This window comes from Marinobacter oulmenensis (assembly GCF_014201735.1).
GTDB classification, from domain to species: Bacteria; Pseudomonadota; Gammaproteobacteria; order Pseudomonadales; family Oleiphilaceae; genus Marinobacter; species Marinobacter oulmenensis.
In genome coordinates this window covers 42,730-66,620 of the sequence record NZ_JACHFE010000005.1, presented here as the reverse complement: position 1 = coordinate 66,620, position 23,891 = coordinate 42,730, and the positions used below count along the sequence as shown (strand labels likewise).

Sequence of the window (23,891 nt, the reverse complement as noted above, 5' to 3'; positions counted from 1 at the left end):
TTTTACCCTCGAACTGGGAGACAATACGCTTGCTATTTAAATCCTGGCTCATTGTGACAGGTGTTTGCCGGGCATCGTTGCGGAATGGCGTTCAGCTTATCAAGTGGCTGCGTGATCAATGGTTTTCATGACGGGGGCTCCGTGGAAATACAACTCTGGTTCTATTATGTGGTTGCTGTTCTGGTTTTGACGGCCTCGCCGGGGCCCAGTGTTCTGTTGTGTGTGAGCAAGTCGGTCACGCGAGGGTTCAGGTCGTCGGTGTTGGCGGCTTTGGGAAGTCTGAGCGCTATATACGTGATACTGACGCTATCGTTTACGGGCCTGGGAGTGATCATTGCCCGCTCGGAGGTGATTTTTGAGGTGATTAAGTGGCTTGGTTCTGCTTATCTGGTCTATTTGGGCATTCGGGCCCTAACCTCAAAAGATACGGGATTTCAGTCACCGGAAACCGAAGGCAAGACTGTCCATTCGCCATTTTCGGATTATGCCAGTGGCTTTCTGGTCGGGGCGAGTAACCCGAAAGCCATCGTCTTCTTTACCGCGCTTTTCCCCCAGTTCATCAACCCTGAGGAATCCCTGTTGATTCAGTACGCCATTCTGGCGGGTACCTTCGTTGCCCTGGAGCTTTCCTGGCTGATGTTCTATTCGTACCTTGGCCGGCGCTCAACGGAATGGTTGATGCAAGAAGGGCGAGCGCGGTGGTTTAACCGGATTACGGGCGGTGTGTTTGTGTCGGCCGGCGTGTTGTTGTCCAATACGACAAGGGCCAGCGGATAACAGAAGACTAAAGCAGATGTTATTGAAAGACTTACTGGATCACTTCAACGCGGGCCTGCCTGTCGAGGCCGGGGATTCCGCGCACCAGTTGCTGGTGGAGTACAGCAACGAGGCCATGCGTATTGCCGCCGAACTGAACAACGCCTATCACACGCCCGAGGAGGTGAGACGGCTGTTTTCCAGTCTGATCGGCAAGCCGGTGGACGACACCTTCATGTTGTTCCCGCCGTTCAATTCGGACTTTGGCAAGAACATTACCGTCGGGAAAACGGTCTTCATCAACTCAGGCTGCAAGTTTCAGGATCAGGGCGGTATCACCATCGGAGACGATGCTGTCATTGCCGCCGGTGCGGTGGTCACATCGGACGTCGCGGCCGGGACGATCGTTGGTGGAGTGCCAGCCAGATTCATCCGGGAAATCGATGCCGACGACGAATAATCAGGGAGGAGAATGACCATGATTCGGGTTGTATACCGGTGGCGGGTCAAGGAGGAGGATTTTGATCGCTTCCAGGCCATGTGGACCCGCACCACCAATCAGATCCATGAAACCGTTCCGGGCGCGCTTGGCAGTTTCATGCTCCGCAGCCCCGATGACCGGACCGAAGTGCTCACCATCGCCAAGTGGGATTCGATGGCAAGCTGGGAAGCTTTCTGGGGCGCGGCGAACCCGTCTCAGATGACCGGCATGCGCGAACTTGGCGAACGTATCTCGGCCACGGTGTATGAGGAAGTGGATGACTTCACACGGTGACACGTCAGAGCTGAGCGGGCTCCTTGCCGAGCTGGAGCGACTGGGGGAGAAAAACGACGCCGCCGAGGATCGCCGGGCGTTCAGGTACCTCAACATCACCCGCGACACCGGGGAGTTCCTGGCGGTGATGATCCGCTCCGCTGGCGTAAAGCACATTCTTGAAGTGGGCACTTCCAACGGCTATTCCACGCTCTGGCTCGCCTCGGCGTTGCCGGAAGACGGGCATGTTACGACGCTGGAAGTGGCCGATCACAAGGTGCAGCAGGCTGCGGACAACTTCCGGCGGGCAAATCTGGCTCATCGGATCACCCTGCTGCAGACTGACGCCAGCGCCTATCTTGGCCAGAGTGAAGACCAGTTTGATCTGGTGTTTCTGGATGCTGACCGTTCCAGCTATGCGGTAATGGCGGACCGGATCATTGACCGGGTCAGGCCCGGTGGCCTGCTGATCTGTGATAACGCGATATCCCACGCCTCCGAGATGGCGCCTTTTGTCCGATGTATCACTCAGAGCGGCGAGTTTACCGTGGTGACCGTCCCCGTGGGCAAAGGTGAGTTCGTGGCGTGCAGGAGTCGTTGAATCGTGCGAATGAGCAACCTGGGGGCAAATGCTTAAAGCCGCAATTTTCGATATGGATGGCACGCTGATTGACTCCGAGCCCATGTGGCAGGAGGCGGAACGGCAGGTGTTTTCGTCTGTGGGGGTCGACGTCAGTGAGGAACTGTCGGCCATGACCGCCTCAATGACCACCCGGGCGGTGACGGAATTCTGGTTCAGCCATTATCCCTGGTCCGGAAAGAGTCTGGAGCAGGTGGAAGGAGAGGTGATAGACCGGGTCGCCACGCTTATTGCGGAGCAGGGCCAGCCACTGGCGGGTGTCCGGGAGATTCTGGACTTCTTCCGGCAGCGGGACTTCCGCATCGGGCTGGCCACCAATGCGCCCTACGAGTTGATACCCGTGGTGCTGGACAGGCTGGGCATCACTGAGTATTTCCATGCGGTTTCCTCCTCGGAGCACGAGGCCGAAGGTAAGCCGGATCCGGCTGTCTATCTCGCCACTCTGGACAAACTGGGTGTAACGGCGGCTGAGTGCCTTGCCTTTGAGGATTCCCTGTCCGGCATTATGGCGGCCACCCGTGCCCGAATCCGAACTGTGGCCCTGCCTCCGGCTGCGCAGTCTGCCGATGACCGTTACGGCCTGTCCCACCTTCGCCTTCCGCATCTGGGCGCCTTTACCCACCGCCATCTTGAACACCTCCGGAACGCCGCTATCTGAGCTTGCGGCTGCTACAGTGACCATCAGGATTGAGACAAAGACGGGTGAGCGTTAGGCTTGCGCGCCCGGTTCTCCCACATGCTCACAGATCGGCCGGAGGAGGTGACATGAAGTTCCCCTCAAGCACCACGTTTGCGTTGCTCGGCGCTGCCCTGATCGCTATCAGTTATGGCCTGGCCCGTTTCGCGTTTGGCCTGTTTGTGCCCCCCATCCGGGAGGATCTGGCGCTGACACCCTATATGGTGGGGGTGATCGGGGCCCTGCCCCTGTTGAGCTTTGCGCTTGCCAACCTGGTGGCGCCTCTGGCGTCGGTACGCCTGGGCGCACGTAACACCGCCATGCTTTCAGGCGCGTTTGGTGCGACCGGTCTGGGCCTGATCAGCCAGGCTTCGGGTGCGGTGTCGCTTGGCCTCGGGGTGGTTGCCTGCGGTATCTGTACCGGCCTGATGATGCCGGCGCTTACCGCTGCCATGCAGGCGCTGGTTGACCGCTCGGTGCATGGCCGGGTGAGTTCGGTCATGAATGCCGGCACCAGTATCGGGGTGGCCGTGTCTGTGCCCACGGTGCTGTTTCTTGCCGGTGAGTGGCGTTACACCTACATGGTGTTTGCGGCGCTGGCGGTGATCGGCGTGATCGCCACCTGGTCTTTTATTCCCTCCGTGTCGCGGGTGACGCCGGCCAATGCGGCCCTGCCACCGATCAGCGTGATGCAGTGGTGGCGGCTGTTTCGGCTGTCGCTGTTCGCGTTTGCCATGGGGTTCGTGTCTTCCGCCTATTGGATTTTTGCGCCGGACCTGGCCTCAACACTCGGTTCCCTGTCGGCCGGTGACACCGGCTGGCTGTGGCTGGGCGTCGGCATTGCCGGCCTGGGTGGCGCGGTGGTTGCGGATCTGGCGGATCGCAACAACCCACCTATCACCCAGGCGCTGATGCTGATGATGCTGGCCTCAAGTCTCGCGCTGCTGGCGGCCAGCCCCGGCCAACTGGTTATTGCGGTATTCTCCGCGCTGGTGTTCGGCCTGGCCTACATGAGCCTGACCGGTCTGTATCTGATGACCGGCATCCGGCTTTTGCCCGGCCGCCTGTCCATGGGGCCGGTGCTGCCATTCATGGCCGTGTCACTGGGCCAGGCCGCCGGCTCACCGGTGGTCGGCCTGTTGGTGGACGTCGCCGGCTATGCCGATGCGTTTGCCGTTTTTTCCGCTGTTGGCATCCTGGTCGCCCTGTTGTCGCCCCTGTATCCCCGCTATATCGATCATCAGGAAGAGGAAGACGTTGAGGAAGAAACCGGGTTGCAGGCCGCTTACGATTACCAGCTTCAGGACGAGGAGGGGGACCCCCTCTCTCAGCCTTCGGAGGAAGAACGGCCGGAATGATTCAGCGGAGCCAGTGACGCAGCCAGTGAATCATGGCCCGGATGCTCTGTTGGCGAGCCCGGCGTTGGTCCTGCCGGACCCGCTCAAGGTTGATGCCGCCACGGCCGTCCCGGTAGCGCCGTGGAATCGTGTCCTGACCCCTGACATCGCGCTCTTTCCTGCCAGCGCCATCACGCGTCAGCCGGTTGTCGGTGTAAGTCTGCTGGATTGGTGCTGAAGCATGCATGTCTGATCTCCACTGCGAGGCGTTCGGTAACCGCCGTTGCTGTTCAATGGGTTCAGGTTCATGCTATGTCTGTTCTATACTGCAAACTATTCCCTGTGGGTGAAAAATGAGTTTGCAGAAATGAAAAGTCAGTGGAGCGATTAGCCTTGGTGCCCACCGTCAAAACACGCAGCCACCTGGCCTGGAACGACTTTGAGGTGATTCTGGCCATTGCCGATTCGGGCTCGCTCTCGGGTGCCTCGCGTCAGCTCGGCGTCAGCCACGCCACGGTCTTTCGGCGCCTGGGGGATATTGAGCAGCGCCTGGGTGTTGCCTTGTTCGAGCGCCAGCGCAAAGGGTATCAGCCGACGCTGGCTGGTGAGGAACTGGCGGAAACGGCCCGGGTGATGGATCAGGCCGCCCTGGCCGCCGAGCGCAAGGTGGCCGGGCGGGACCTGGAGCCGACCGGGGAAATCTGGGCCACCACGACGGATTCCCTTTTGATGGGGCTGCTGGCGCCTCTGTTTACCGATTTCCGGCAGCAGTATTCGGGTATTGTTCTGGATGTCGCCATCTCCAATCAGTTGTTCAACCTGACCCGGCGGGAGGCGGATGTGGCCATCCGCCCCTCCAATCATCCTCCGGAACACCTGATCGGCCGACCCCTGGCGCAGATTGGCCAGGCGGTGTACGGTCACCGGTGTTTCAAGCTTACTCCGGGAACACCGATTGAGACTCTGGCCGATCTCCCCTGGATCGGGGCTGGGCCACGCCTGCAGGATTCATCGGTGGATCAGTGGATGAATCAGAATGGCTTGAAACCGGCCTGTGTTTATCGGGTGGATACGCTGGTTGGCATACTCAGTGGCATCCGCGCCCAAATGGGGCTGGGGGTGCTGCCGTGTTACCTGGCGGATCAGGACCCGGACATCGTCCAGCTCAGTGATCCAATCCCCGAACTTGAGTACGGCCTCTGGTTCCTGATGCACCCGGACCTGCGTGGCGTGGTGCGTATCCACGCGCTCATGGATTACCTCACCCGGGCGGTCCGTGCCCAGGCGCAACGTCTGGCCGGGCGCACACTCGGATAACCGGCATTCGCCATTCGTTGACAGGGGTAAAAAAGGAGAAGGCTCCGTGAAAGCGTCCCATCCGGCACTGCCTGATAACACCCGTCTGGCGGTGTTTGTCATTGTCGTCACGGTGTTTGCCCTGGCCCTGGGGGATGCCGTCATCAAGGGGCTCAGCGCAGATTTCACGCTCTGGCAGATCTTCACGATTCGTTCCCTTCTGGTGCTGCCGGTTTTGTTCGTCATCATCCGGCTTCGCCGCCGGGCGGTCTCGATCTGGCCGCACCAGCCTGTCTGGACGATTCTGCGCAGCGTCCTGCTGACCCTGATGTGGGTTACCTATTATGTTGCGCTACCGCACGTTGATCTGTCTATTGCCGCTGCGGCCTACTACACGTCGCCTCTGTTCATCACTCTGTTTGCGGGGTATTTCCTGGGGGACAGGGTCGGCCGGTCCGGTTGGGCCGGTGTTGTTCTGGGGTTTGTGGGCATGTGGCTGATTCTTCAGCCCGAAGCAGAAGGCTTCAACGGGTTTACCCTGTTGCCCCTGCTGGCGGCGGTTCTGTATGCACTGGCGATGATTCTTACCCGTTCCCATTGCCGGACCGAAAATGTTCTGGTGCTCTCGGCATGGCTGAACCTCTCCATGCTTTTCGCCGGAGCTCTGGTGTCCGGTTTCCTGGTGGTGTTTGGCCTTGTGGGCGATGGCTCGGGCGATCAGACATTCCTTTGGGGGCCCTGGACCGACATGGGGCCGATTGAGTGGGGCACGCTCGGACTGCTCTCAGTGGCCATCATTGTTGGCAGTGTCGGGGCCGCCATTGCCTACCAGGTCGGGCATTCCTCCACCGTGGCCACCTTTGATTTTGCCTATGTGGCCTTTGCGGCTATCTGGGGATTTGTCCTTTTTCAGGAAGAACTCAACCTGCGGGCATTGACCGGTATTGTCCTGATTGTCTGTGCCGGCATCCTGGCGGTTCACCGTTCGGCTCAGTCGAACCGGTCCCAGTAGGGTGGTTCGCCGAAATAACCGTCGAGAAAGTCGATAAAGCTGCGGACCTTGCTGGCCAGTAACTGTCGGTGGGCATAAACTGCATACAGCGCCATGGGGGCAGGCTCGTGCTCGGGCAGGACAATCCTGAGTTTTCCCTCCCGGATGGCCTGGCCGGCAAGGAAGGAGGGTTGCAGCGCAATGCCGGCGCCGTTGATGGCGGCTTCTACCAGCACATCGCCGTTGTTGCTGACCAGATCGGCCCCGGGTTGGTCTCCGTTAGCCTGCAGCCAGTGGTGTTCCTGCCCGGTGGTGTCCATGTCGATGTAGCTGTACCGGAGGTAGCGATGGCGTTGCAGGTCTTCCGGACTCCGGGGCGTACCGTGCCGGGCCAGATAGTCGGGCGAGGCGCACATCACCAGTCGCACCGGGGCGATGCGCCTGGCGATCAGTGACGAGCTTTTCAGGTGACCGATGCGCAGGGCAATATCGAAGCCCTCCTCGACGATGTCCACTTTCCGGTCGTTCAGTTGCAGATCAATGTCCACGGCGGGGTGCCGGTTCTGGAAGTCTGTCAGCAGTGGTGCCATGTGCCGCGTGGCAAACGATACCGGCGCGCTGATGCGCAGTTTTCCCCGGGCTTCGGTCTGCAGATCCCCCAGTTGGTTTTCCATATCCTCGATATCGTCCAGTACCTGGCTGGCGCGCTGGTGATACCGGCTGCCCGCTTCGGTCAGGTGGAGCTTGCGGGTGGTGCGGTTAAGCAGGCGCACGCCCAGGTGCTGCTCGAGTTGCGACACGTATTTGCTGACCAGTTGAGGTGACAGGTCCAGCCGGTCGGCAGCTCTGGTAAAGGTGCCCTCATTCACCACCGCCACAAAGGCGCGCATGGCATCGATTCGGTCCAAGGTCAGTCTCCCGGGTGGCCTGCAATTCAACTATCAATGAATCGTTGATAATAATCCAACAATAGGCATCTTAGTCTTTTGTTTTGGCGATAGTAAAGTGACCTCATCTTCTGGAGCGATGCTTCAGACACATCAACAGTGAACGATTCGAGGTGACGGTAATGAACAGTGCAATGGCTCAGAAACTCCTGGCTTCCAATGCCGGCTTTGGTTCCCTGGTACTCCGGGTTCCGGTCGGCCTGATTCTGGCAGCGCACGGTGCCCAGAAACTGTTTGCCTGGTTTGGCGGTTACGGTCTGGAAGGCACCGGTCAATGGCTGGCCAGCATCGGCCTGGAGCCCGGCTACCTGATGGCTCTGCTGGCTGGTAGCGCCGAATTCTTTGGGGGCCTGGCCCTGGTGCTGGGGCTGCTGACGCGTCCGGCAGCGATTGTGACGGGATTTGCAATGCTGGTGGCCATCTTTGCGGTCCACATCGGCAACGGGTTGTTCATGGCCAATAACGGTTACGAATACGCACTGACACTCTTCGTGGTGAGCCTGGCCCTGGCGATTCAGGGCGGTGGACGGTTTGCGGTGGACAATCTGCTGCTCAAACGTGTCGGCGGACACTGATTCAACCCGACCGCTTCTGCTCTTTACGGGCGGAGGCGGTCCCGATACAGGAGGATTGAACCATGCTGGTTAACGGAGTCTGGCAGGAAAACTGGCAGCCGGTGCAGGCCAAAGACGAGGACGGGCGCTTTATCCGGCAGACGTCGTCTTTTCGCCACTGGATTACTCCGGACGGGCAGCCTGGCCCCACCGGTAGAGGGGGCTTTCGGGCCGAATCCGGGCGCTATCATCTGTACGTTGCCTATATCTGCCCCTGGGCCTCCCGGACCCTGATGGCACGTGAACTCAAGGGCCTGCAGGATGTAATTGGTGTCACGGTGGTCAACCCGGTAATGACTGATCAGGGCTGGCGGTTCGGCGGCTTTCCCGGCGCACAGGAGGATACCCTGAATGGTGCCCGTTATATGCACGAGCTGTATACCCATGCCGATCCGCAGATTTCCGGCCGGGCAACGGTGCCGGTGCTCTGGGACAAGCATACCGGTACCATCGTGAACAACGAATCCGCAGATATTCTGCGCATGCTGAACTCGGCCTTCGATCACCTTGTGAGTCAGGGGCCGGACCTGTATCCGGCGGATCTGGCGGAGGACATTGACCGGCTCAATGCTCACCTGTACACGGAACTGAATAATGGGGTGTATCAGGCCGGTTTTGCTTCCACCCAGCAGGCCTATGAAGAGGCCTATCACAAGGTGTTCAGGGCGCTGGATGAGCTGGAGACACGACTGGCCGACGGGCGGGACTTCCTGTTTGGCAGTCGGTTGACGGAAACGGACATCCGCCTGTTCGTGACGCTGGTACGTTTTGATGCGGCCTACCATGGGCTGTTCAAGTGCAATCGCAACACCTTGCGGGAGGTGCCTGCCCTCAATGGGTACATGCATCGGATGCTGGCACTTGAGGGAATCGGAAAAACGGTCCACCTTGATCATATCAAGGCGGGCTATTACTCCATCAAGGCGCTCAATCCGGGTGGTATTGTGCCGATGGGGCCGCAGCGGCTTTGAGGACAAATAACAACGAAACCAATAGCGTCATGGAATGAATGTCAGGGGGCTTTATGAAGGCAGCTCGGGTACAGATCGCCACCGCCGTTTTCCTGCTGATCCTGGTCGCAGCGTTCGGCCTGATGATGGTGGATATGAACGGCGAAAAGGATACGTCGGTAAGGATCGGGCTCCAGAGTCCGGGCACCACCTGGTCTTTCGGATCGAAGCAGAAACTGTCCTGGTCGGTGGAGGGCTCGTCTTCCGGCAGCCACCAACTGGTGATTTATCTGGAAAACCGCGATACCGGCCGCAAGGGTTTTATTGCCAGTCAGCCGGTTGGTAACGGTTCGGGAGAGGCCAATTACGTAGTCAACGCCTATACCGGCCCTGAGGGCGAACCCCGGCGCCTGGAAAACGGCAGTTACACGCTGGAGGCCGCCGTATACCGCGCCAGCGATGATGCGACCGTTGACTATGGCTACGGCCAGCCCGGGGACCGGGTCGCCGAACAGGATTTTGGCGAGATCCGGGTGGTGAACTCCGACGTTCGGGCGGAATGACAGGCAGGGCCCCGTCCTGACGGACAGGGCCCGATGCCGGATCAGCCTTTCATCTTCGCCCGGTACTCACCCTGGCGCTCCATCATCCAGCCGGGATACTCGGCTGGCAGACGGCTGACCTCGTCCAGTACGTTGAGTTCGTCGTCGGAAAAGCGGATCTGTGCCGCACGAATGTTGTCCTGCAACTGATCCACCCGCTTGGCCCCGACGATCACACTGGTCACCACACGCTGGTGCAGCAGCCATGCCAGTGCGATCTGGGCGACACTGGCGGGCTGGCCGTCAATGGTTTTGCCGGCTGCGATCTCCCGCATGACCGCGATAACCCGGCCGCCACGCTCCCGGTTGACCGGAGGGAAGTCGAATTTGGCCCGCCGGTTCTCTTCCGACACATCCGGCCCCTCGTATTTGCCGGACAGGTAACCGCCGGCCAGCGGGCTCCAGACCATCAGGCCGATATCCTCGGATTCCAGCATGGGGACCACTTCCCGCTCCAGGTCCCGCCCGACGAGGGTGTAGTAAGCCTGAAGGGACTGAATCGGACAGAGCTGACGGGCACGGGCGATACCCACGGCCTTCATGATCTGCCAGGCTGCCCAGTTGGACAGACCGATATAGTGAACATAGCCCTGCTGGACCAGGGTGTTCAGGGCCTCCAGGGTTTCCTCCATGGGTGTGGCCGGGTCAAAGCCGTGAATCTGGTACAGATCGATGTAATCCGTCTGCAGTCGCTCCAGGCTGGCTTTGCACTGGTGCATGATATGGGCGCGTGAGGCGCCCCGGGCGTTGGGCCCGCTGCCCATGGGCCCCAGGACCTTGGTGGCCAGGACCACGTCCTGCCTTGGCACGCCGAGGTTTTTCAGTGCCTGGCCAACAATCCGTTCGCTGTTGCCGCCGCCATACACGTTAGCAGTGTCAATGAAATTGATACCGGCCTCGAGGGCGGTCCTTACCAGTTCGTCGGCCTGGTCCTGCTGGAGTTGGCCAATCAGGCCCCACATGTCATCGCCACCACCGAAGGTCATGGTGCCGAGGCACAGTTCCGAGACGAACAGGCCGGAATGGCCAAGCGTTCGCATGCGCAGTGAGTCGTCCGGAGACAGGGGAATATTGGGCGTTGTCATAACCGATCACCTCGTGTTGATGGTTGAACCTGCCAGGGCAGGATGCACAGCTTCATGCTAGGGTGTTTAGAGGCTATTCGGGCTGGCAGAAGCTGTCAGGTTCTTGCCCGATCCTCTCAAACGCTGTCGCTGATGCCCGAATAGGCGCATCCTTGTTGGTTCTGAAACCCTGCTCAGGAGATTGCTGTGACTACCCGTTCCAGTGTGGATGTGATGCCCTGTGACCCTCCGGCCATCGTTCGCCTGCGGAATCTGGCGATGCGGCAATGGTCGGCCCACGGGCCGGAAGGCGTGATCGAGGGCCTGCGGCTGACTCGCGCTGATCAACCCAGCGGTACCATCCGGGCGTTGTATGAAACGTCGTTCTGCGTGGTGCTGCAGGGTGCCAAAACCAGTGCCGTTGGCGACAGTGCCTTTCACTATCGCCAGGGCGAGTGCCTGTTTGCTTCGGTCAATGTTCCGGTCAGTTCACGTATTATCGAAGCCAGCGCGAACCAACCCTACCTGGCCATGAGCCTGTCCATTGATCCGGTGATGATTTCCGAGTTGCTGGTGGAACACCCGGAGATGAAGTATCGGGGCCCGGGTCAGGTGGCGCTGGCCACCGCCGGGGTGCCGGAAGAACTGTACGATCCTCTCACCCGCCTGCTGGAGTTGCTGGATCACCCTATGGACCGGCCGGTGCTGGAGCCCATGGTGAGGCGTGAAATCTGCTGGCGTCTGTTGCGTTCCAGTCTGGGGCCGGCACTTCAGCAGACCGGCAACAAAGACAGTGAGACCGCCCGGATCGGCCAGGTGACGGCCTGGATGCGGGCCCACTATCCGCAACCGGTGCCGGTGGCGGACCTGGCGGCCATGGCCAGCATGAGTCCGGCCTCGTTTCACCGGCACTTCAAGGCAATTACGCAGTTGTCACCGGTGCAGTTCCAGAAACAGGTGCGTCTGCAGGAGGCCCGGCGCATGCTATTGGCCAATCAGGATGTGGCCAGTGTCGGCTACCAGGTGGGCTATGAAAGCCCGTCCCAGTTCAGCCGTGATTACCGCAAACTGTTCGGCGCTCCTCCCGGCAAAGACCGGGCGGTGATGCGCTCGACGGTGGCGATTGAAGTTGGCTGAGGGACAGGGCGCATGTTGCAGGAGGCGGATCAGCTCTGGATTTTCGACGGTGATGCCGTGCCCTTCATGGGGCTTCCCTATACCACCCGAATGATCGTGATCCGCTTGCCGGACGGCGGGCTTTGGGTGCACAGCCCCATCAAGCTGACCGACAGGATTGGTGAGCAGTTAGCGACGCTGGGCCCGGTGCGCTACCTGATTGCACCCAATCGGTTACATCACCTGTTTCTGTCAGAGTGGCAGTCACGATACCCGGAGGCCTTGTGTTACGGAACGCCCGGCGTTATCCGAAAACGTGACGACCTGAACTTCCGGGGCTCTCTGGATGGCGACGGCCCCTGGCCCTGGGCGGGTACAATAGACCAGGTTCTGTTCGCGGGCTCACCGGTCATGGAAGAGTGTGTGTTTTTCCACAAACCTTCCCGGACGCTCATTGTGGCAGACCTGGTTGAGAACTTTCCGGAACAAAGCTTTAAGCCCTGGCAGCGCATCGTGGCGAGGGCAACCGGGATTATGGCGCCGCACGGGAAGATGCCGCTGGACTGGCGGCTGAGTTTTGTTTTTCACAAATCACAGGCCCGGCGTAGTTTTGCTGTCATCATGGACTGGCAGCCACAGAGACTGGTGATGGCCCATGGCTGTATCGTGCGTCAGGATGCCACCCGGTTTCTGACCCGATCCTTTCAATGGCTGGCTGGCGGCTAAACTGCGGAGCCTTCCGGCAGTCTTTGCTAGAATCGGTGCTTTGTCATCCCACCCACGCGCAGAGGTTTCATGGAGACGTCACTGTTTCAGGCGACCAAACTGTATCTGGTAACCACCACGGGCCTGTCCCGGGATGCCCTGCATATCTGTGTGGGGCTCGCCGTGTTTCTGGTGGCGGCGGTGATTTTCCGGAAGTCCCTGCGCTCTTTCCTGCCAGTACTGATCGTGATGGCGGTGGCCATCCTGGGTGAGTTGCTGGATATGCGGGACGACTTCCGGGTGTTCGGCTACTGGGACTGGCAGGATAGCCTGGGAGACTTCATCAACTCCGTATTCTGGCCATTGGCGATCTGGAGCGCAGTACGCCTGGGGCTGGTGGATGACGGGGGAGGGTGACCATGCCCTGGCGGGAGATTCTCAGTGTTTCGGCGATCATACTGACCTTTGTTGCTTTCGGCCCGTACATAGGGTCGATCCTGCAGGGCAAAACCCGGCCACATGTGTTTTCCTGGGTGATCTGGGGGTCAACAACGTTTGTGGTCTTCCTGGCGCAACTTCAGGGAAATGCCGGCGTGGGAGCCTGGCCAATCGGGGTGTCCGGTGGTATCGCGGTATTTGTTGCGCTGTTGGCCTACCGCACGACGAAAGATCATTCCATTACCCGCACCGACTGGTGGTTCTTTTCCCTGGCCATGTCGTCGCTGCCGTTATGGTATCTGACATCGGATCCGCTCTGGGCGGTACTGGTGTTGACCACCATTGATGTTCTCGGGTTTGGCCCCACCATTCGCAAGTCATTCCATGCGCCGTTTGAGGAACAGCTACGTTTCTACCTGCTGTTCGCAACCCGGAACCTGCTGGCGATTGCGGCCCTGGAGCATTTCTCGGTGACGACCGTGCTGTTCCCTGCCGCTACCGGCGCTGGTTGCCTGGTTCTGATTACGGTCATTGTGATCCGGCGCTGGGTTTATCCGGCTTCCGGGGGAAAGGTATTCCCCCTGGACTGACCCCGAGGTCTTAACGCGCTGCTCATACCGAAATGGTCTTATCGGGTGTAGACTTATGCCAGTATTAAACCCTGGCTACGTCGGCCCAGTCATCTAAACGGCAGTGTCCCTTCATGATCCAGCAGTTGTCTCAAGCGCTCGTCCCTTTGGTGTCCCTGATTGTCCTGGGCGCCGTGCTTGGCCGTAAGACCGATTTTTTTGATGGGCGCGCCCTGTCCGGGCTGGTCACGACGGTGGGCATTCCGGCATTGTTGCTTCACTCGGTACTGAGCATGGACATGGATCTGTTCCAGATGGGGGAACTGGTTGCTATTACCGTGCTCTGGCTGGTGCTGATGGCCGCGGTGACCGCGCTGGTGCTGAAAGTGGTGGGCCTGCCGGTGCGCTCCTATCTGCCGGCGCTGGTGCACCCGAACACCGGGAATACCGGCGTGCCGGTCTGTTTTGCATTGTTCGGGCCCCAGTCGCTGGGTCTGGCGGTGGTGGTGTCCTCGGTAATTCAGGTCAGCCATTTCACGCTTGGCGTCGGCTGTCTGTCCAGCCGGTTTTCGTTCGGGGCCATACTGCGTAATGGCCCGGTCCTGGCTCTGCTGGTGGGCGCGGTGCTGCTGGCAACGGAGGTCAGTCTGCCCGGGCCGGTGATGTCCACGCTGGATATGCTCGGCTCAATCACGGTGCCGATCATGCTGATGCAGCTGGGCAGTTCCATTGCCAATCTCAAACTCTCGGGTGGCAAAGACCTGCTCCGGCCCCTGGCATTCAGTGCCTACCGGCCCCTGGGCGGCATGGCGGTGGCCTGGTTGTTGTTGCTGTTCTGGCCCCTGGAGGGGCTGATGGGGCAGGTTTTCCTGGTCCAGTGCGCCATGCCGGTGGCGGTGATGAGTTACGTGCTGGCGGTGCGTTATCAGGGACCGGCCCAGGACATTGCCCTGACCATCCCGATGTCGTTGCTGATCTCACTGAGTCTGGTGTTTGCCCTGCATCTGGGGTGAGGCCATTTACACTGAAAATAATGCAACGCATTATCATTTACAATTCGGCAATTGTTGATTAAGGTGCGTCCTTCCCGGCCTGAGATCCCCTCCAGCAGCAGGATTTGACGTGAACCGAGCATTGCCCGCCCCGTTTGCGGTGTCGTCCGGCACCGATGGCCAACGCACCCGGCTGGCCACCGGTATAGGTCTGCTCCTTTTGCTGGCCCTGTCCACCTGGCAGGGTACCCTCCGTTTTGCCTGGCCTGACCTGGACAGTTGGCTGGCGCCCCTGCAGACAAACCCCGACATGGAAGGCCTGTTGCTCTGGTGGTCCCAGATGCCCCGGGTTGTGGCCGGTATTCTGGTCGGGGCCGGTCTGGCGGTTGCCGGAACCCTGATGCAACTGGTCACCCGCAACCCCCTGGTGTCTCCGGATCTGCTTGGCATTACCGCCGGGGCCCAGTTCGGGGTCATTCTTGGCCTGATGCTACCGGCCGCCTTCGGTCTGCCGTTGATTCTGGTTGGCGGCATTCTGGCGGCTACCCTGACCTTTGCCCTGGCCGGCGGCAGCCGTACCACGCCGTTGCGTCTGGTGCTGGCGGGCCTGGCCATGGCCCAGTTGCTGTATGCGCTAATCACACTTTTCCTCAGTCTGAACCAATACGTGGCCATGGTGCTGTCGATCTGGGATACCGGGTCACTGAGCCAGTTTGGCTGGGGCCGGCTGCAGCCGGCCCTCTGGCTCATGCCACCCCTCCTGGTGCTGTTGTTCCTGCTGCGCCGGCTTCTGAACATGGCCCTGCTGGACGACCCCCAGCGCCAGAGCCTCGGTCTGTCGCCGCGCCTGTTCAAGGCGCTGGTGATCATGGTTGGCACGGTGATTACCGCCCTGGCGATTAATGTGGCGGGCCCCCTTGGCTTTATCGGTCTGGTGGCGCCGAACCTGGTGCGTTATGGCTTCGGTGTGCGCTGGCCTTCCCGGTTGCTGCCGCTTGCAACGCTCTGGGGAGCGGTCCTGACGCTGGCAGCGGATGTGGTGGTTGCGGCGTTGGCCGACGTGATCGAGTTACCCCTGGCCACCTTGTCGGCGGTGCTCGGGGGCCTGGCGGTGATCCTGCTCCTCCGGTTTGCCAGTGCCGCTACCGGTGGGGGTGGGCTGGGCGCCCATGCCATGACGGGCGTGCCTTCCCTGCGCGTGCCTTTGTCGGTCATGGTCATGATCCTGCTGGTGTCCCTGGTCCTTGTACTGGGTTTTGGCCTGACGGGCGTTGATGGCTTGTCCCTGCTGACCGGGGTGTGGCAGGGCCAGCCCCTGGCCTGGCAACTGGCAGAGCTGCGTTTGCCCCGGTTGCTGGTGGATGCCGCAGGCGGCGCGCTGTTTGCCACGGCCGGGCTGATACTGCAGGCGGTGACCCGCAACCCCCTGGCCAGCCCGGGAGTGCTCGGGGTCAGTCAGGTGTCGGCCCTGGCAGTGCTGGCCAGTCTGTTGCTGATGCCGGAGCTGGGTGTGGCCTGGCGCCTGCCTTTTGCCTGGATGGGTGCGGCGCTGGCACTGGCGTTGGTGGTTCTGCTCAATGTCCGTCACAACCTGGAGCCGTTGCGGCTGATCCTGACCGGCTTCGCCCTGACCGGTATGGCATCCGGGGCCATCAGTCTGTTGATCGGTTTTTACAGCCTGAATGTCACCCTGGCACTCACCTGGATGTCCGGTAGCAGTTATGGCGCTACCTGGTCGGATGCCATGGCCCTTCTGCCGTGGCTGGTGCTGGGGCTGAGCCTGGCGGTACTGGCCAGACGCTGGATGGACCTGTTGGCGCTGGGGGACGGTGTTGCCGACAGCCTTGGTGTCGGCGCGGCGGGCAAACGCCTGATGCTGCTGGTGCTGGCCAGCCTGCTGATCGCTGCCGCCGTCAGTGTATTGGGCCCCGTCGCCTTTGTTGGCTTGCTGGTGCCTCATGCCGTCAGGCTGCTGGGGTTCTATCACTACCGGGACCGGCTGATTGTGACACCCCTGATGGGGGCGGTGCTGTTGATGCTGGCCGATGTAGGTGGTCAGCGTCTGCTGGCACCGCTGGACCTGCCCTTGGGCATCATGACAGCGACCATTGGCGGGCCGGTGTTTCTGTACCTGCTCAGCCGAACCTATCTGGGCCGGTCATGAAGGGAGCCATCATGAATCTGCGTGCCTGCTTTTTGACATTGCTGCTGGCCTCCCTCTGCCTGCCGGGGCAGGGGTGGGCGTCCGAAAGCGTGGTGTTTCGTCAGTCAGAAAGGTTGCAGGGTCAGCCGCTGCGGATTGTCAGCCTCGAAGACATCACGACGGAAATGTTGTTGTCGCTGGGCATTGTGCCGGTCGGTGTTGGTGGTCTGGAATCCTACCAGAGCCAGGGCCGGCCTTTGGGGGAACGGCTGGAGGGCAGTGTGTCGCTGGGCACCAGCCAGCAGCCAAACCTGGAGCGGCTGGTCCGGCTGGAGCCGGATCTGGTGATTGGTACCTCCAGTCTTCACTCCGGGCTGTTTGAGCGGCTCGATTCACTGGCGCCGACCCTTCTTTACCGGGTGGCCATGACACCGTCTAAGCGGGACGCGATAGAGCAGGGCGCCGATATGCTGCGCCATCTGGCTCGCCTGACCGGGCGCGAAGCCAAGGCCGAGCAGGTGCTCAGCAACCTGGACCGGAGCATTGCCGAGGGGCGGCGGGTAGCCCGTCTTGCTGGGGTTGAAGGAAAGCCGCTGGCGGTCCTGTATCCGCTACCGGATCAGGGGCTGTTTATCGTCTCCAATGAGCAGACCTTGGTGGTCAGCCTGGCCAACCGACTGGGGGGAAGCAATCCCTGGCCCCTGCGGGACGGGGCGACCATACATCAGCGCATTGAGGTCCACGAACTGGCCCGGATTCCGGACCTGCATCTGATGTTTATCGGTGACTTCCGGGGGAACGCCATGTTTGAGTCACCGCTCTGGCGGGCCCTGCCGGTTGCCCGGAATCACGACGCCGGTTTCCTGCCCAGTCGCTACTGGTCCTTTGGGGGGCCGCTCTCGGCCAGGATTCTCATGCAGCAGATGACCGCGTTGATTCGTGAACAGTGGGGAAGCGGTACTTTATCAGAGAATTAAGAATGTGATACATTCTCATTAACAATTGATAATGATGCTTGTTCTGTAAAGTGGCCCCCCAAAAGAGGATCAGTAGTGTGACACAACCCTTGACTGCACGACGGACAGCGCTCTCAGTGGCCATCGCCTTGTCCCTGGCCAGCATGCCAGGCTTTGCCCAGGAATCGACGGATGGCTCTGATGGAGAAGTTTCCAGCCCCACCACCCTGGAGGCCATTGAGGTGACAGCGGACGGCGAGCGCCGCAGCACCGAGAATTCCGACTCCTATACCACCGAAGTGATGCGCACGGCGACGCCGTTGTCGATGTCCATCCGGGAAACACCCCAGTCGGTCAGTGTCGTGTCCCGTCAGCAGATTGAGGACCGCAATCTGGAGGACGTGACAGATGTGGTGAAAACCGTCACGGGGCTGCACAGCCGCCAGTACGATACCTCCCGGGCCCGCTTCAACGCCCGGGGGTTCGAGATCGGCAACCTGATGGTTGATGGTGTGCCTACCAGCTGGCGTCCGGGCTGGTCGGCTGGCGAAACCCAGCGCAGCATGGTCATGTATGACCATGTCGAAGTGGTGCGCGGTGCCACCGGCCTGACCACGGGTTTCGGCAACCCTGCGGCGGCCATCAACCTGGTCCGCAAGCATGCCGACAGTCGCGAGCTGACCGGTGATATCTCAGTATCCGGCGGTCGCTGGAGTACCTACAGCACCACCGCCGACGTTACCACGCCGCTTAACAGCAGCGGCTCGGTACGTGGCCGTATCGTCGCCAACTACAAGCAGGCAGATTCCTACCAGGACCTGCTGGAGGATGAGCAGTCCGTGTTTTATGGCGTGGTGGATGCAGACCTCACAGACGCCACCACCCTGAGTCTGGGTGTCAGCTACCAGGATAACGATCCTTCCGGCTCCACCTGGGGTGGGTTGCCGCCCTGGTACACCGATGGCAGCCGCACCGACTGGGATCGTGACAAGACCACCGCCGCCGACTGGACCTACTGGGCCTCCGAGGATACCGGTTATTTCGCCACCCTGAACCATCGCTTCGCCAATGGCTGGAGCGTGGAAGCCCGGTATGATCGGTCCGAAACCGACGGTGACATGAAACTGCTGTATCTCAGCGGTCAGCCGGACCGGGTGACCGGTCTGGGAATGGGGCGTTCTACCTCCTATTACCTGACCGAGCGGGTTCAGGACACCATCACTTTGTCCACCTCCGGTCCCTTCCAACTGGCGGGCCGAGAGCATGAATTGGCCTTTGGCTATATTCACAGTGACATGGATTTCGAATCCATTGGCCATGCCAGCACCAACACTCCGCCGGGCAACTTCAATACCTGGGACGGCAGCTATCCCGAGCCGGTCTGGGGTGCCACCAGCATTGCCGACGCCCGCGACACCACCGAAGACAGCTTCTACGCGGTTACCCGGCTGTCCCTGGCGGATAACCTGACAGCCGTACTTGGTGGTCGCCTGGCCAGTTATGAAATTGACGGCCAGACCTGGCAGGGCCCGTTTGGCTACGAACACAATGACGTGTTTACGCCCTACGGTGGCCTGATTCTGGACCTGAACGAAGAAGTCTCCGCGTACGCCAGCTATACGGACATCTTCAACCCCCAGGACAGTTTCGATATCGACGGCGAGGCGCTGGATCCGATCAGTGGTCAGACCTACGAAATGGGTCTGAAAGGCGAGTTCTATGAAGGTCGCCTGAACGCCTCCCTGGCCCTGTTCCGTATCGAGCAGGACAATGTGGCAACCCAGGCCGGCACCCAGCCTGACGGCAATGGTGGAACCGTGGCCTACTATCGCGGCCAGGAAGGTGTGGAAAGCGATGGCTACGAGATTGACGTAGCCGGCCAGGTGGCGCCGGGCTGGGAGGTCAGTGCCGGGCTGTCTGTGTTCTCTGCCCGTGATCAGGATGGCGATGAGGCGAACACCGAGTTCCCCCGCCGGTCACTGAAGCTGTTTACCCGCTACCAGTTCCAGAACACGCTGCGCCCGCTGACCATCGGCGGTGGCGTGACCTGGTTCAGCGAGGGTTACAAAGAGGTGAGCAATCCGGTCAGCTCTGAAGACGAACGCCTGGAGCAGGGCGCCTACAGCCTGGTGAGCCTGATGGCCCGCTATCAGTTCACACCGGAACTGTCGGCCCAGGTCAATGTGGACAACCTGCTGGATGAGAAGTACTACAGTCAGGTCGGCTTCTACAACCAGTACTCCTACGGTGAGCCGCGGAACGTGACAGCAACCCTGAAATACAGCTTCTGACCCTGACACCCTCTCCGGTTAACCCCCGGAGAGGGTGTACACTGGTTGGAGTCATTCAACAGTGCCGATGTGTTTATGAGTATACCCGCCCTTGCCCCGCTGTTTGTCGGGGATTTTGAGCATTACCGGGATGTGCTTGTCCTGCCGGGTCAGGACGATCGTCCGGGTGTGCCCGGTCGCGAACTGACGACCCCGGAGGGCGTGGAAAACCTGCTGGAGACGTATCGCCAGTTCCAGCCCGGTGATGATCGCCGGGCGCTGATGTCGCTTTGGTCACGCTACTATTTTGTGCGGCTGATGGTGCCGGTGGTGGCCGCCAACCTCGTGCTTGGGCGGGAACTGCCGGTCAACCTGGACCGGATCGAGGTCATCCTGGGAGAAGGTGGTGTGCCGGAGTCCTTCCGATTGCCTGACGAAGGGAGCGCTTTCAGTGAGGCGCCGACGGATCCCTTTGAGCGTTTCCACGAACTGCTGGACCAGAACCTGGAGCCGATGATTGACGGCTGGAACCGGGAAGTGAAGATCTCCCGCAAGGTACTCTGGAACAACGCCGCCAATTATCTGGAGTGGCTGATCGGAGCGCTGGGGGGCCTGGGCCTGCCGGAGTCCATGCTGGCCGATGGCCAGGCTCTGGTGCGCACGGAAATCCGTGGCGACGGCCGGACCAACCCGCTGGCCAATCCGGTGCGTTATGTCGAGCGGGGCGAGGACCGGGAAACACTGCGGCAGCGGCGGTACTGCTGTATCCGCTATCGCCTGCCGGACATGCCTTTGTGCGCCAACTGCCCGCTGATTGACCGTCCACCGAAAGGCGCCCGCCTGCCGGAGCCGGTCACCGGCTGACCGGTCGTTCCGGTTACTGACTCTTGAGCTTGTCGATGCCCAGCGTTTTCATCACATAACGTTCATAGATCGGGTCGCTGGTGCCGGCCCGCACCTTGTGCATGAAATACTTCTCGAAGGCGATCTTGCCGTAGTGCACCCACTTGCCCTTTTTCATCCAGTTCACGTTGCGGGGTGGAATCTGCGGAATGGCCACGAAGGCAATACCGGTATCGCCCATATCGGCCAGGCAGACCGCGTTCCAGGTCGCCTCGCTTTCCGGCGACTGTTCATCCAGTACCGCCCGGATGTTACGGGCCGTCGCCGTCACCATGCTTTCGATCATGAACCCGGTTTTGGGCACACCCACCGGTAGCGGTGTCTTGCCCGGAGGCGCGATGGCCACCGCCACGCCGATGCCCCAGATGTCCGGGTAGGTGGGGTTGCGCTGGTGCTCGTCGATAATGATGAACCCGCGCGGATTCACCAGTCCCTCAATGCCTCTTACCGCCTCGATACCGGTGAAGGCCGGCAGCATCATGGAATAGTCAAAGGGCAGTTCGTGCCGGGCTTTCTCACTGCCGTCGTCATTCACTTCCACCACATGCATCAGGCCGTCCTCGATCTTCTCGACCCGGGCGTTGCAGATCCAGTTGATGTGGTGCTGGCGCAGCTCGGATTCGAGCATGCTCTTGCTGTCACCCACGCCGCCCAGGCCCAGGTGGCCAATATAGGGTTCCGGTGTCACAAAGGTCATCGGGACCCGGTCGCGGATTTTTCGCTGACGCAGGTCCCGGTCCACCACAAAGGCATACTCGTAGGCCGGGCCAAAACAGGAGGCGCCCTGCACGGCACCGACCACGACGGGCCCGGGTTTTTCCACAAACGCCTGCCACTGATTGCGTGCCTTGTCAGCGTGGTCCACGTGGCAGATGGACTGGGTAAAGCCGCCCTCCGGCCCCAGGCCCTCGACTTCATCGAATGCCAGCCGCGGCCCGGTGGCCAGGATCAGGTGGTCATACTCAACCGTGCTGTCGTCCGCCAGAATCAACCTGTGGCCTTCCGGGTCCACCCGGGTGACGGCATTGACGATCAGCTCCACGTTACGTTTGGCCAGAACGTCGGCCAGGGGAATCTTGATGTCGTCCGGCTGCCGCCAGTCCACCGCTACCCAGGGATTGGAGGGCACGAAGTGGAAGTAGTCCTTGTCGGAAATCATCACGATGCGATCGGTTTTTCGGGCCTGTTCGCGCATCTCGAACGCCATGGGCATACCGCCCAGGCCGGCACCCACAATCACGATGGTGGCCATCTTCTGCTCCTGTTCTTGTTATGACCTTCTTGAATAAGGTTAGAACAATAATCCAGGGAGCGCTACTGGATGGTTGAAGACCCCGGAGCTGGTGGCCAGTCGGGTAGAGAGGAGGGGCTCCAGGGCCCCTCAATGGCAATGGGCGTGCTGACTGTGCTCGTCGCGAGGGTCGCCCATGCCGCCTTTCAGTCCGAAATGGATCAGCAGCAGGTTGGCGGGCCATGCGGCAAAAAGCCCCAGGGTCAGAGAGACATACAGAGAGGTCCAGAAAAGGGCATCTGCCATGGTGGCCTGGCCGCCAAGATAGAGCCCGACAGTGATCGCTACGGCCTCCATCACCGAAATGCTGATGGTTTCCGCCACGAAAGCGCCCTTCACCGCGTCTTTGAATGCCATACCATTCTGCATCATGGGGCCGACGTTCAGGGCGAAGCCGAAAACATAGGCCAGAACAAAGGTAATAATGGAGGCCCAGAGATTGCCGGTTGCCAGTAACCCAACCGCGATGATGACGCCGAGCACTTCGCCCATACCACAGCCCGAATAGCAGTGGGCCACCGAGCGGAAGCCCTTCCTCGACAGGTTATCCGTTGCGATCTGTTTGCGTCCGGAATACCGGTAGACGGCAACCCCGATCGGCCCGGAGTAGAGCACAGTCAGTATCCAGACCCACTGCATGATGGACGGGATGTGGCTGTTACTGGTTTTCAGGTCATAAATGACCCAGACAACACTGGCTACAACCAGTGCCAGCCAGATACTCAAACCTGTCCAGGTGTCGAGGACGGATTGAATCTGGTCAATGCTCATGGTGACGTTGGTCCTGTCGTTGAAGAATAAAGTCGGCCTGTCAGTAGAGGTTTGCGCGATCAGCCTGTTTTTCAACCGACCGGCAGTTTGGCCGTTTGTCTGTTACGGTAGAGGAAAGTCCGTCAGAAAGGAGTGCAGCCATGTTTGTTGCCGACAGGAGTAACGGCCACCTGATTGAAGTGCTGGACACGGCCACGCTGTTTGATCCGCACGCACATCACATCGAAGGGCGTCTGCATTACGGCGAGGAAGTCCAGGACACCGAGCTGTTCGACAAGAGCGGACTGGTGTTCCCTTCCGGTGAATCCCTGCCGGCCTGCTGGACCGATCCGGACTACCGGCGTCGCTAACCTGCTCCTTCCGACTTCCCCTCTCCATGCCAATAACACCACCCGGTGCTCCGGGTGGTTTGAAACCCGGTCATATTTTCTGTACTCTTTTTATTAATTGAACGTTCAATTAATAAAAATGCCGGAGCAGAGAAGCCGCGTCATGCCAAAAGTCGGAATGAAAGATACCCGTCGCCAGCAACTGATTGACGCCACCATGGCGTCCATTGCCGAGCTGGGAATGCAGAACACCACGATCGTCAGCATCAGCAAACGGGCCGGGCTGTCGTCGGGCATCATCAGCCATTACTTCGGTGGCAAGCAGGGCCTGATCGAGGCCGCCCTGCGTCACCTGCTGGATCAGTTGGGCAAGGAACTGCGCGAGCGGATGAAGCAGACCGACGGCTCTGTGGACCAGCGACTGGATTGCATCATTGAATCCAACTTCTCGGAATTTCAGCGTTCGGCCCTGGCCGCCAAAACCTGGCTCAGCTTCTGGTCCCGAGCCATGCATGAACCCGGCCTGCAGCGCCTGCAGCAGATCAACAACGCAAGGCTGTACAGCAACCTGCGCTATTCCTTTGCCCAGGTGCTGTCACCCCGTGATGCCACGGAAGCGGCCCGGCAGACGGCGGCGATGATTGACGGTTTCTGGCTGCGCAGTGCTCTCAGCCTGGACCCATCGGAGCATTTCCAGGCGGGTGAGCGCCTGTGCAAGAAATTTGTCCACGAGACGCTGGCCCAGGCAAGAGCCTGAGCCATGACGAATGAACCGGCCGGC

General features: G+C 60.4%; 27 protein-coding genes. 22 read left to right on the top strand and 5 right to left on the bottom strand.

Annotated features, from left to right (window positions below; all coding sequences use genetic code 11):
- Positions 1-84: 84 nt before the first annotated feature.
- The 6 genes from HNR38_RS10530 (at position 85) to HNR38_RS10505 (ending at position 4,184) form a co-directional block, all read left to right on the top strand.
- Positions 85-777: a LysE family translocator gene (locus HNR38_RS10530; protein ID WP_221275768.1), complete on the top strand. Its 693-nt coding sequence runs from the start codon at positions 85-87 to the stop codon at positions 775-777.
- Between the two features lie 16 nt (positions 778-793).
- On the top strand, positions 794-1,216 hold the full coding sequence (locus HNR38_RS17510) for an LbetaH domain-containing protein (RefSeq protein ID WP_183703574.1): 423 nt from the start codon (positions 794-796) through the stop codon (positions 1,214-1,216).
- Between the two features lie 18 nt (positions 1,217-1,234).
- The gene (locus HNR38_RS10520; protein WP_183703571.1) at positions 1,235-1,531 is read left to right on the top strand and encodes an antibiotic biosynthesis monooxygenase family protein; all 297 of its coding nucleotides are present in this window, start codon (positions 1,235-1,237) and stop codon (positions 1,529-1,531) included.
- Complete coding sequence (locus HNR38_RS10515; RefSeq protein WP_183703567.1) at positions 1,515-2,111, top strand: O-methyltransferase; 597 nt, start codon at positions 1,515-1,517, stop codon at positions 2,109-2,111. The genes HNR38_RS10520 and HNR38_RS10515 overlap by 17 nt, the downstream gene beginning before the upstream one ends.
- Before the next feature lie 28 nt (positions 2,112-2,139).
- The gene (gene hxpB / locus HNR38_RS10510) at positions 2,140-2,808 is read left to right on the top strand and encodes a hexitol phosphatase HxpB (protein WP_183703564.1); all 669 of its coding nucleotides are present in this window, start codon (positions 2,140-2,142) and stop codon (positions 2,806-2,808) included.
- A gap of 107 nt (positions 2,809-2,915) precedes the next feature.
- Positions 2,916-4,184 (top strand): MFS transporter, encoded by a 1,269-nt coding sequence (locus HNR38_RS10505; protein ID WP_183703561.1) that lies wholly within the window; start codon positions 2,916-2,918, stop codon positions 4,182-4,184.
- A 1-nt stretch (position 4,185) separates the two neighbouring features.
- Here the strand turns inward: HNR38_RS10505 and HNR38_RS10500 are convergent, their stop codons facing one another.
- On the bottom strand, positions 4,186-4,410 hold the full coding sequence (locus HNR38_RS10500; protein ID WP_183703558.1) for a hypothetical protein: 225 nt from the start codon (positions 4,408-4,410) through the stop codon (positions 4,186-4,188).
- Positions 4,411-4,559: 149 nt separating this feature from the next.
- On the opposite strand from HNR38_RS10500, the gene HNR38_RS10495 reads away from it, so the two are divergent.
- Together HNR38_RS10495 and HNR38_RS10490 are read left to right on the top strand one after the other, a co-directional pair.
- Positions 4,560-5,480, top strand: coding sequence for a LysR family transcriptional regulator (locus HNR38_RS10495; RefSeq protein ID WP_343068288.1), 921 nt, complete (start codon positions 4,560-4,562; stop codon positions 5,478-5,480).
- Positions 5,481-5,526: 46 nt separating this feature from the next.
- On the top strand, positions 5,527-6,471 hold the full coding sequence (locus HNR38_RS10490) for an EamA family transporter (RefSeq protein WP_221275767.1): 945 nt from the start codon (positions 5,527-5,529) through the stop codon (positions 6,469-6,471).
- On the opposite strand, the gene HNR38_RS10485 is transcribed toward HNR38_RS10490, so the two are convergent.
- Entirely contained in the window at positions 6,450-7,358 is a 909-nt protein-coding gene (locus tag HNR38_RS10485; RefSeq protein WP_183703552.1) for a LysR family transcriptional regulator, read from the bottom strand. The two genes, HNR38_RS10490 and HNR38_RS10485, sit on opposite strands and share 22 nt — an antisense overlap.
- A 161-nt stretch (positions 7,359-7,519) precedes the next feature.
- On the opposite strand from HNR38_RS10485, the gene HNR38_RS10480 reads away from it, so the two are divergent.
- From HNR38_RS10480 to HNR38_RS10470, 3 genes are all read left to right on the top strand, one after another.
- Positions 7,520-7,972 (top strand): DoxX family protein, encoded by a 453-nt coding sequence (locus HNR38_RS10480; protein WP_183703548.1) that lies wholly within the window; start codon positions 7,520-7,522, stop codon positions 7,970-7,972.
- A 62-nt stretch (positions 7,973-8,034) separates the two neighbouring features.
- The gene (locus HNR38_RS10475) at positions 8,035-8,982 is read left to right on the top strand and encodes a glutathione S-transferase family protein (protein ID WP_183703545.1); all 948 of its coding nucleotides are present in this window, start codon (positions 8,035-8,037) and stop codon (positions 8,980-8,982) included.
- A 53-nt stretch (positions 8,983-9,035) separates the two neighbouring features.
- Positions 9,036-9,524 carry a hypothetical protein gene (locus tag HNR38_RS10470; protein WP_183703542.1) on the top strand — a complete coding sequence of 163 codons (489 nt, stop codon included), beginning with the start codon at positions 9,036-9,038 and terminating at the stop codon, positions 9,522-9,524.
- A 41-nt stretch (positions 9,525-9,565) separates the two neighbouring features.
- Here the strand turns inward: HNR38_RS10470 and HNR38_RS10465 are convergent, their stop codons facing one another.
- Positions 9,566-10,648 (bottom strand): aldo/keto reductase, encoded by a 1,083-nt coding sequence (locus HNR38_RS10465; RefSeq protein ID WP_183703539.1) that lies wholly within the window; start codon positions 10,646-10,648, stop codon positions 9,566-9,568.
- Between the two features lie 186 nt (positions 10,649-10,834).
- Between HNR38_RS10465 and HNR38_RS10460 the strand changes: the two genes are divergently transcribed.
- The 9 genes from HNR38_RS10460 (at position 10,835) to fhuF (ending at position 20,680) form a co-directional block, all read left to right on the top strand.
- Positions 10,835-11,764 (top strand): AraC family transcriptional regulator, encoded by a 930-nt coding sequence (locus tag HNR38_RS10460; protein WP_343068286.1) that lies wholly within the window; start codon positions 10,835-10,837, stop codon positions 11,762-11,764.
- Between the two features lie 12 nt (positions 11,765-11,776).
- Positions 11,777-12,469 (top strand): DUF4336 domain-containing protein, encoded by a 693-nt coding sequence (locus tag HNR38_RS10455; RefSeq protein WP_183703536.1) that lies wholly within the window; start codon positions 11,777-11,779, stop codon positions 12,467-12,469.
- A 69-nt stretch (positions 12,470-12,538) separates the two neighbouring features.
- Positions 12,539-12,865, top strand: a complete 327-nt coding sequence (locus HNR38_RS10450; protein WP_183703533.1) for a hypothetical protein — start codon at positions 12,539-12,541, stop codon at positions 12,863-12,865.
- A gap of 2 nt (positions 12,866-12,867) precedes the next feature.
- A complete protein-coding gene (locus tag HNR38_RS10445) occupies positions 12,868-13,476 on the top strand; it encodes a hypothetical protein (RefSeq protein WP_183703530.1) in 609 nt (202 codons plus the stop codon).
- A gap of 113 nt (positions 13,477-13,589) precedes the next feature.
- Complete coding sequence (locus HNR38_RS10440) at positions 13,590-14,468, top strand: AEC family transporter (RefSeq protein ID WP_183703529.1); 879 nt, start codon at positions 13,590-13,592, stop codon at positions 14,466-14,468.
- 109 nt (positions 14,469-14,577) lie between these two features.
- Positions 14,578-16,611, top strand: a complete 2,034-nt coding sequence (locus tag HNR38_RS10435; protein WP_343068285.1) for an iron ABC transporter permease — start codon at positions 14,578-14,580, stop codon at positions 16,609-16,611.
- A gap of 11 nt (positions 16,612-16,622) precedes the next feature.
- Positions 16,623-17,567 carry an iron-siderophore ABC transporter substrate-binding protein gene (locus HNR38_RS10430; protein WP_183703527.1) on the top strand — a complete coding sequence of 315 codons (945 nt, stop codon included), beginning with the start codon at positions 16,623-16,625 and terminating at the stop codon, positions 17,565-17,567.
- Positions 17,568-17,644: 77 nt separating this feature from the next.
- On the top strand, positions 17,645-19,837 hold the full coding sequence (locus HNR38_RS10425) for a TonB-dependent siderophore receptor (RefSeq protein WP_221275766.1): 2,193 nt from the start codon (positions 17,645-17,647) through the stop codon (positions 19,835-19,837).
- Between the two features lie 75 nt (positions 19,838-19,912).
- The gene (gene fhuF, locus HNR38_RS10420; protein WP_183703524.1) at positions 19,913-20,680 is read left to right on the top strand and encodes a siderophore-iron reductase FhuF; all 768 of its coding nucleotides are present in this window, start codon (positions 19,913-19,915) and stop codon (positions 20,678-20,680) included.
- A 13-nt stretch (positions 20,681-20,693) separates the two neighbouring features.
- Here fhuF and HNR38_RS10415 read toward each other — a convergent pair whose 3' ends face one another.
- The gene (locus tag HNR38_RS10415; RefSeq protein WP_183703521.1) at positions 20,694-21,971 is read right to left on the bottom strand and encodes an NAD(P)/FAD-dependent oxidoreductase; all 1,278 of its coding nucleotides are present in this window, start codon (positions 21,969-21,971) and stop codon (positions 20,694-20,696) included.
- Between the two features lie 129 nt (positions 21,972-22,100).
- On the bottom strand, positions 22,101-22,781 hold the full coding sequence (locus HNR38_RS10410; protein WP_183703518.1) for a DUF4396 domain-containing protein: 681 nt from the start codon (positions 22,779-22,781) through the stop codon (positions 22,101-22,103).
- 140 nt (positions 22,782-22,921) lie between these two features.
- Between HNR38_RS10410 and HNR38_RS10405 the strand changes: the two genes are divergently transcribed.
- Both HNR38_RS10405 and betI read left to right on the top strand, forming a co-directional pair.
- Positions 22,922-23,131, top strand: coding sequence for an acetyltransferase (locus tag HNR38_RS10405; RefSeq protein WP_183703515.1), 210 nt, complete (start codon positions 22,922-22,924; stop codon positions 23,129-23,131).
- A gap of 142 nt (positions 23,132-23,273) precedes the next feature.
- Positions 23,274-23,867, top strand: a complete 594-nt coding sequence (gene betI / locus HNR38_RS10400) for a transcriptional regulator BetI (protein WP_183703512.1) — start codon at positions 23,274-23,276, stop codon at positions 23,865-23,867.
- The last annotated feature ends 24 nt before the right edge of the window (positions 23,868-23,891 follow it).

Excerpts from the sequence above, each read along its gene's own strand:
- HNR38_RS10530 (WP_221275768.1), top strand. The coding sequence starts at position 85 with ATGGCGTTCAGCTTATCAAGTGGCTGCGTGATCAATGGTTTTCATGAC.
- HNR38_RS17510 (WP_183703574.1), top strand. The coding sequence starts at position 794 with ATGTTATTGAAAGACTTACTGGATCACTTCAACGCGGGCCTGCCTGTC.
- HNR38_RS10520 (WP_183703571.1), top strand. The coding sequence starts at position 1,235 with ATGATTCGGGTTGTATACCGGTGGCGGGTCAAGGAGGAGGATTTTGAT.
- HNR38_RS10515 (WP_183703567.1), top strand. The coding sequence starts at position 1,515 with ATGACTTCACACGGTGACACGTCAGAGCTGAGCGGGCTCCTTGCCGAG.
- hxpB (WP_183703564.1), top strand. The coding sequence starts at position 2,140 with ATGCTTAAAGCCGCAATTTTCGATATGGATGGCACGCTGATTGACTCC.
- HNR38_RS10505 (WP_183703561.1), top strand. The coding sequence starts at position 2,916 with ATGAAGTTCCCCTCAAGCACCACGTTTGCGTTGCTCGGCGCTGCCCTG.
- HNR38_RS10500 (WP_183703558.1), bottom strand. The coding sequence starts at position 4,410 with ATGCATGCTTCAGCACCAATCCAGCAGACTTACACCGACAACCGGCTG.
- HNR38_RS10480 (WP_183703548.1), top strand. The coding sequence starts at position 7,520 with ATGAACAGTGCAATGGCTCAGAAACTCCTGGCTTCCAATGCCGGCTTT.
- HNR38_RS10475 (WP_183703545.1), top strand. The coding sequence starts at position 8,035 with ATGCTGGTTAACGGAGTCTGGCAGGAAAACTGGCAGCCGGTGCAGGCC.
- HNR38_RS10470 (WP_183703542.1), top strand. The coding sequence starts at position 9,036 with ATGAAGGCAGCTCGGGTACAGATCGCCACCGCCGTTTTCCTGCTGATC.
- HNR38_RS10465 (WP_183703539.1), bottom strand. The coding sequence starts at position 10,648 with ATGACAACGCCCAATATTCCCCTGTCTCCGGACGACTCACTGCGCATG.
- HNR38_RS10455 (WP_183703536.1), top strand. The coding sequence starts at position 11,777 with ATGTTGCAGGAGGCGGATCAGCTCTGGATTTTCGACGGTGATGCCGTG.
- HNR38_RS10450 (WP_183703533.1), top strand. The coding sequence starts at position 12,539 with ATGGAGACGTCACTGTTTCAGGCGACCAAACTGTATCTGGTAACCACC.
- HNR38_RS10445 (WP_183703530.1), top strand. The coding sequence starts at position 12,868 with ATGCCCTGGCGGGAGATTCTCAGTGTTTCGGCGATCATACTGACCTTT.
- HNR38_RS10440 (WP_183703529.1), top strand. The coding sequence starts at position 13,590 with ATGATCCAGCAGTTGTCTCAAGCGCTCGTCCCTTTGGTGTCCCTGATT.
- HNR38_RS10430 (WP_183703527.1), top strand. The coding sequence starts at position 16,623 with ATGAATCTGCGTGCCTGCTTTTTGACATTGCTGCTGGCCTCCCTCTGC.
- fhuF (WP_183703524.1), top strand. The coding sequence starts at position 19,913 with ATGAGTATACCCGCCCTTGCCCCGCTGTTTGTCGGGGATTTTGAGCAT.
- HNR38_RS10415 (WP_183703521.1), bottom strand. The coding sequence starts at position 21,971 with ATGGCCACCATCGTGATTGTGGGTGCCGGCCTGGGCGGTATGCCCATG.
- HNR38_RS10410 (WP_183703518.1), bottom strand. The coding sequence starts at position 22,781 with ATGAGCATTGACCAGATTCAATCCGTCCTCGACACCTGGACAGGTTTG.
- HNR38_RS10405 (WP_183703515.1), top strand. The coding sequence starts at position 22,922 with ATGTTTGTTGCCGACAGGAGTAACGGCCACCTGATTGAAGTGCTGGAC.
- betI (WP_183703512.1), top strand. The coding sequence starts at position 23,274 with ATGCCAAAAGTCGGAATGAAAGATACCCGTCGCCAGCAACTGATTGAC.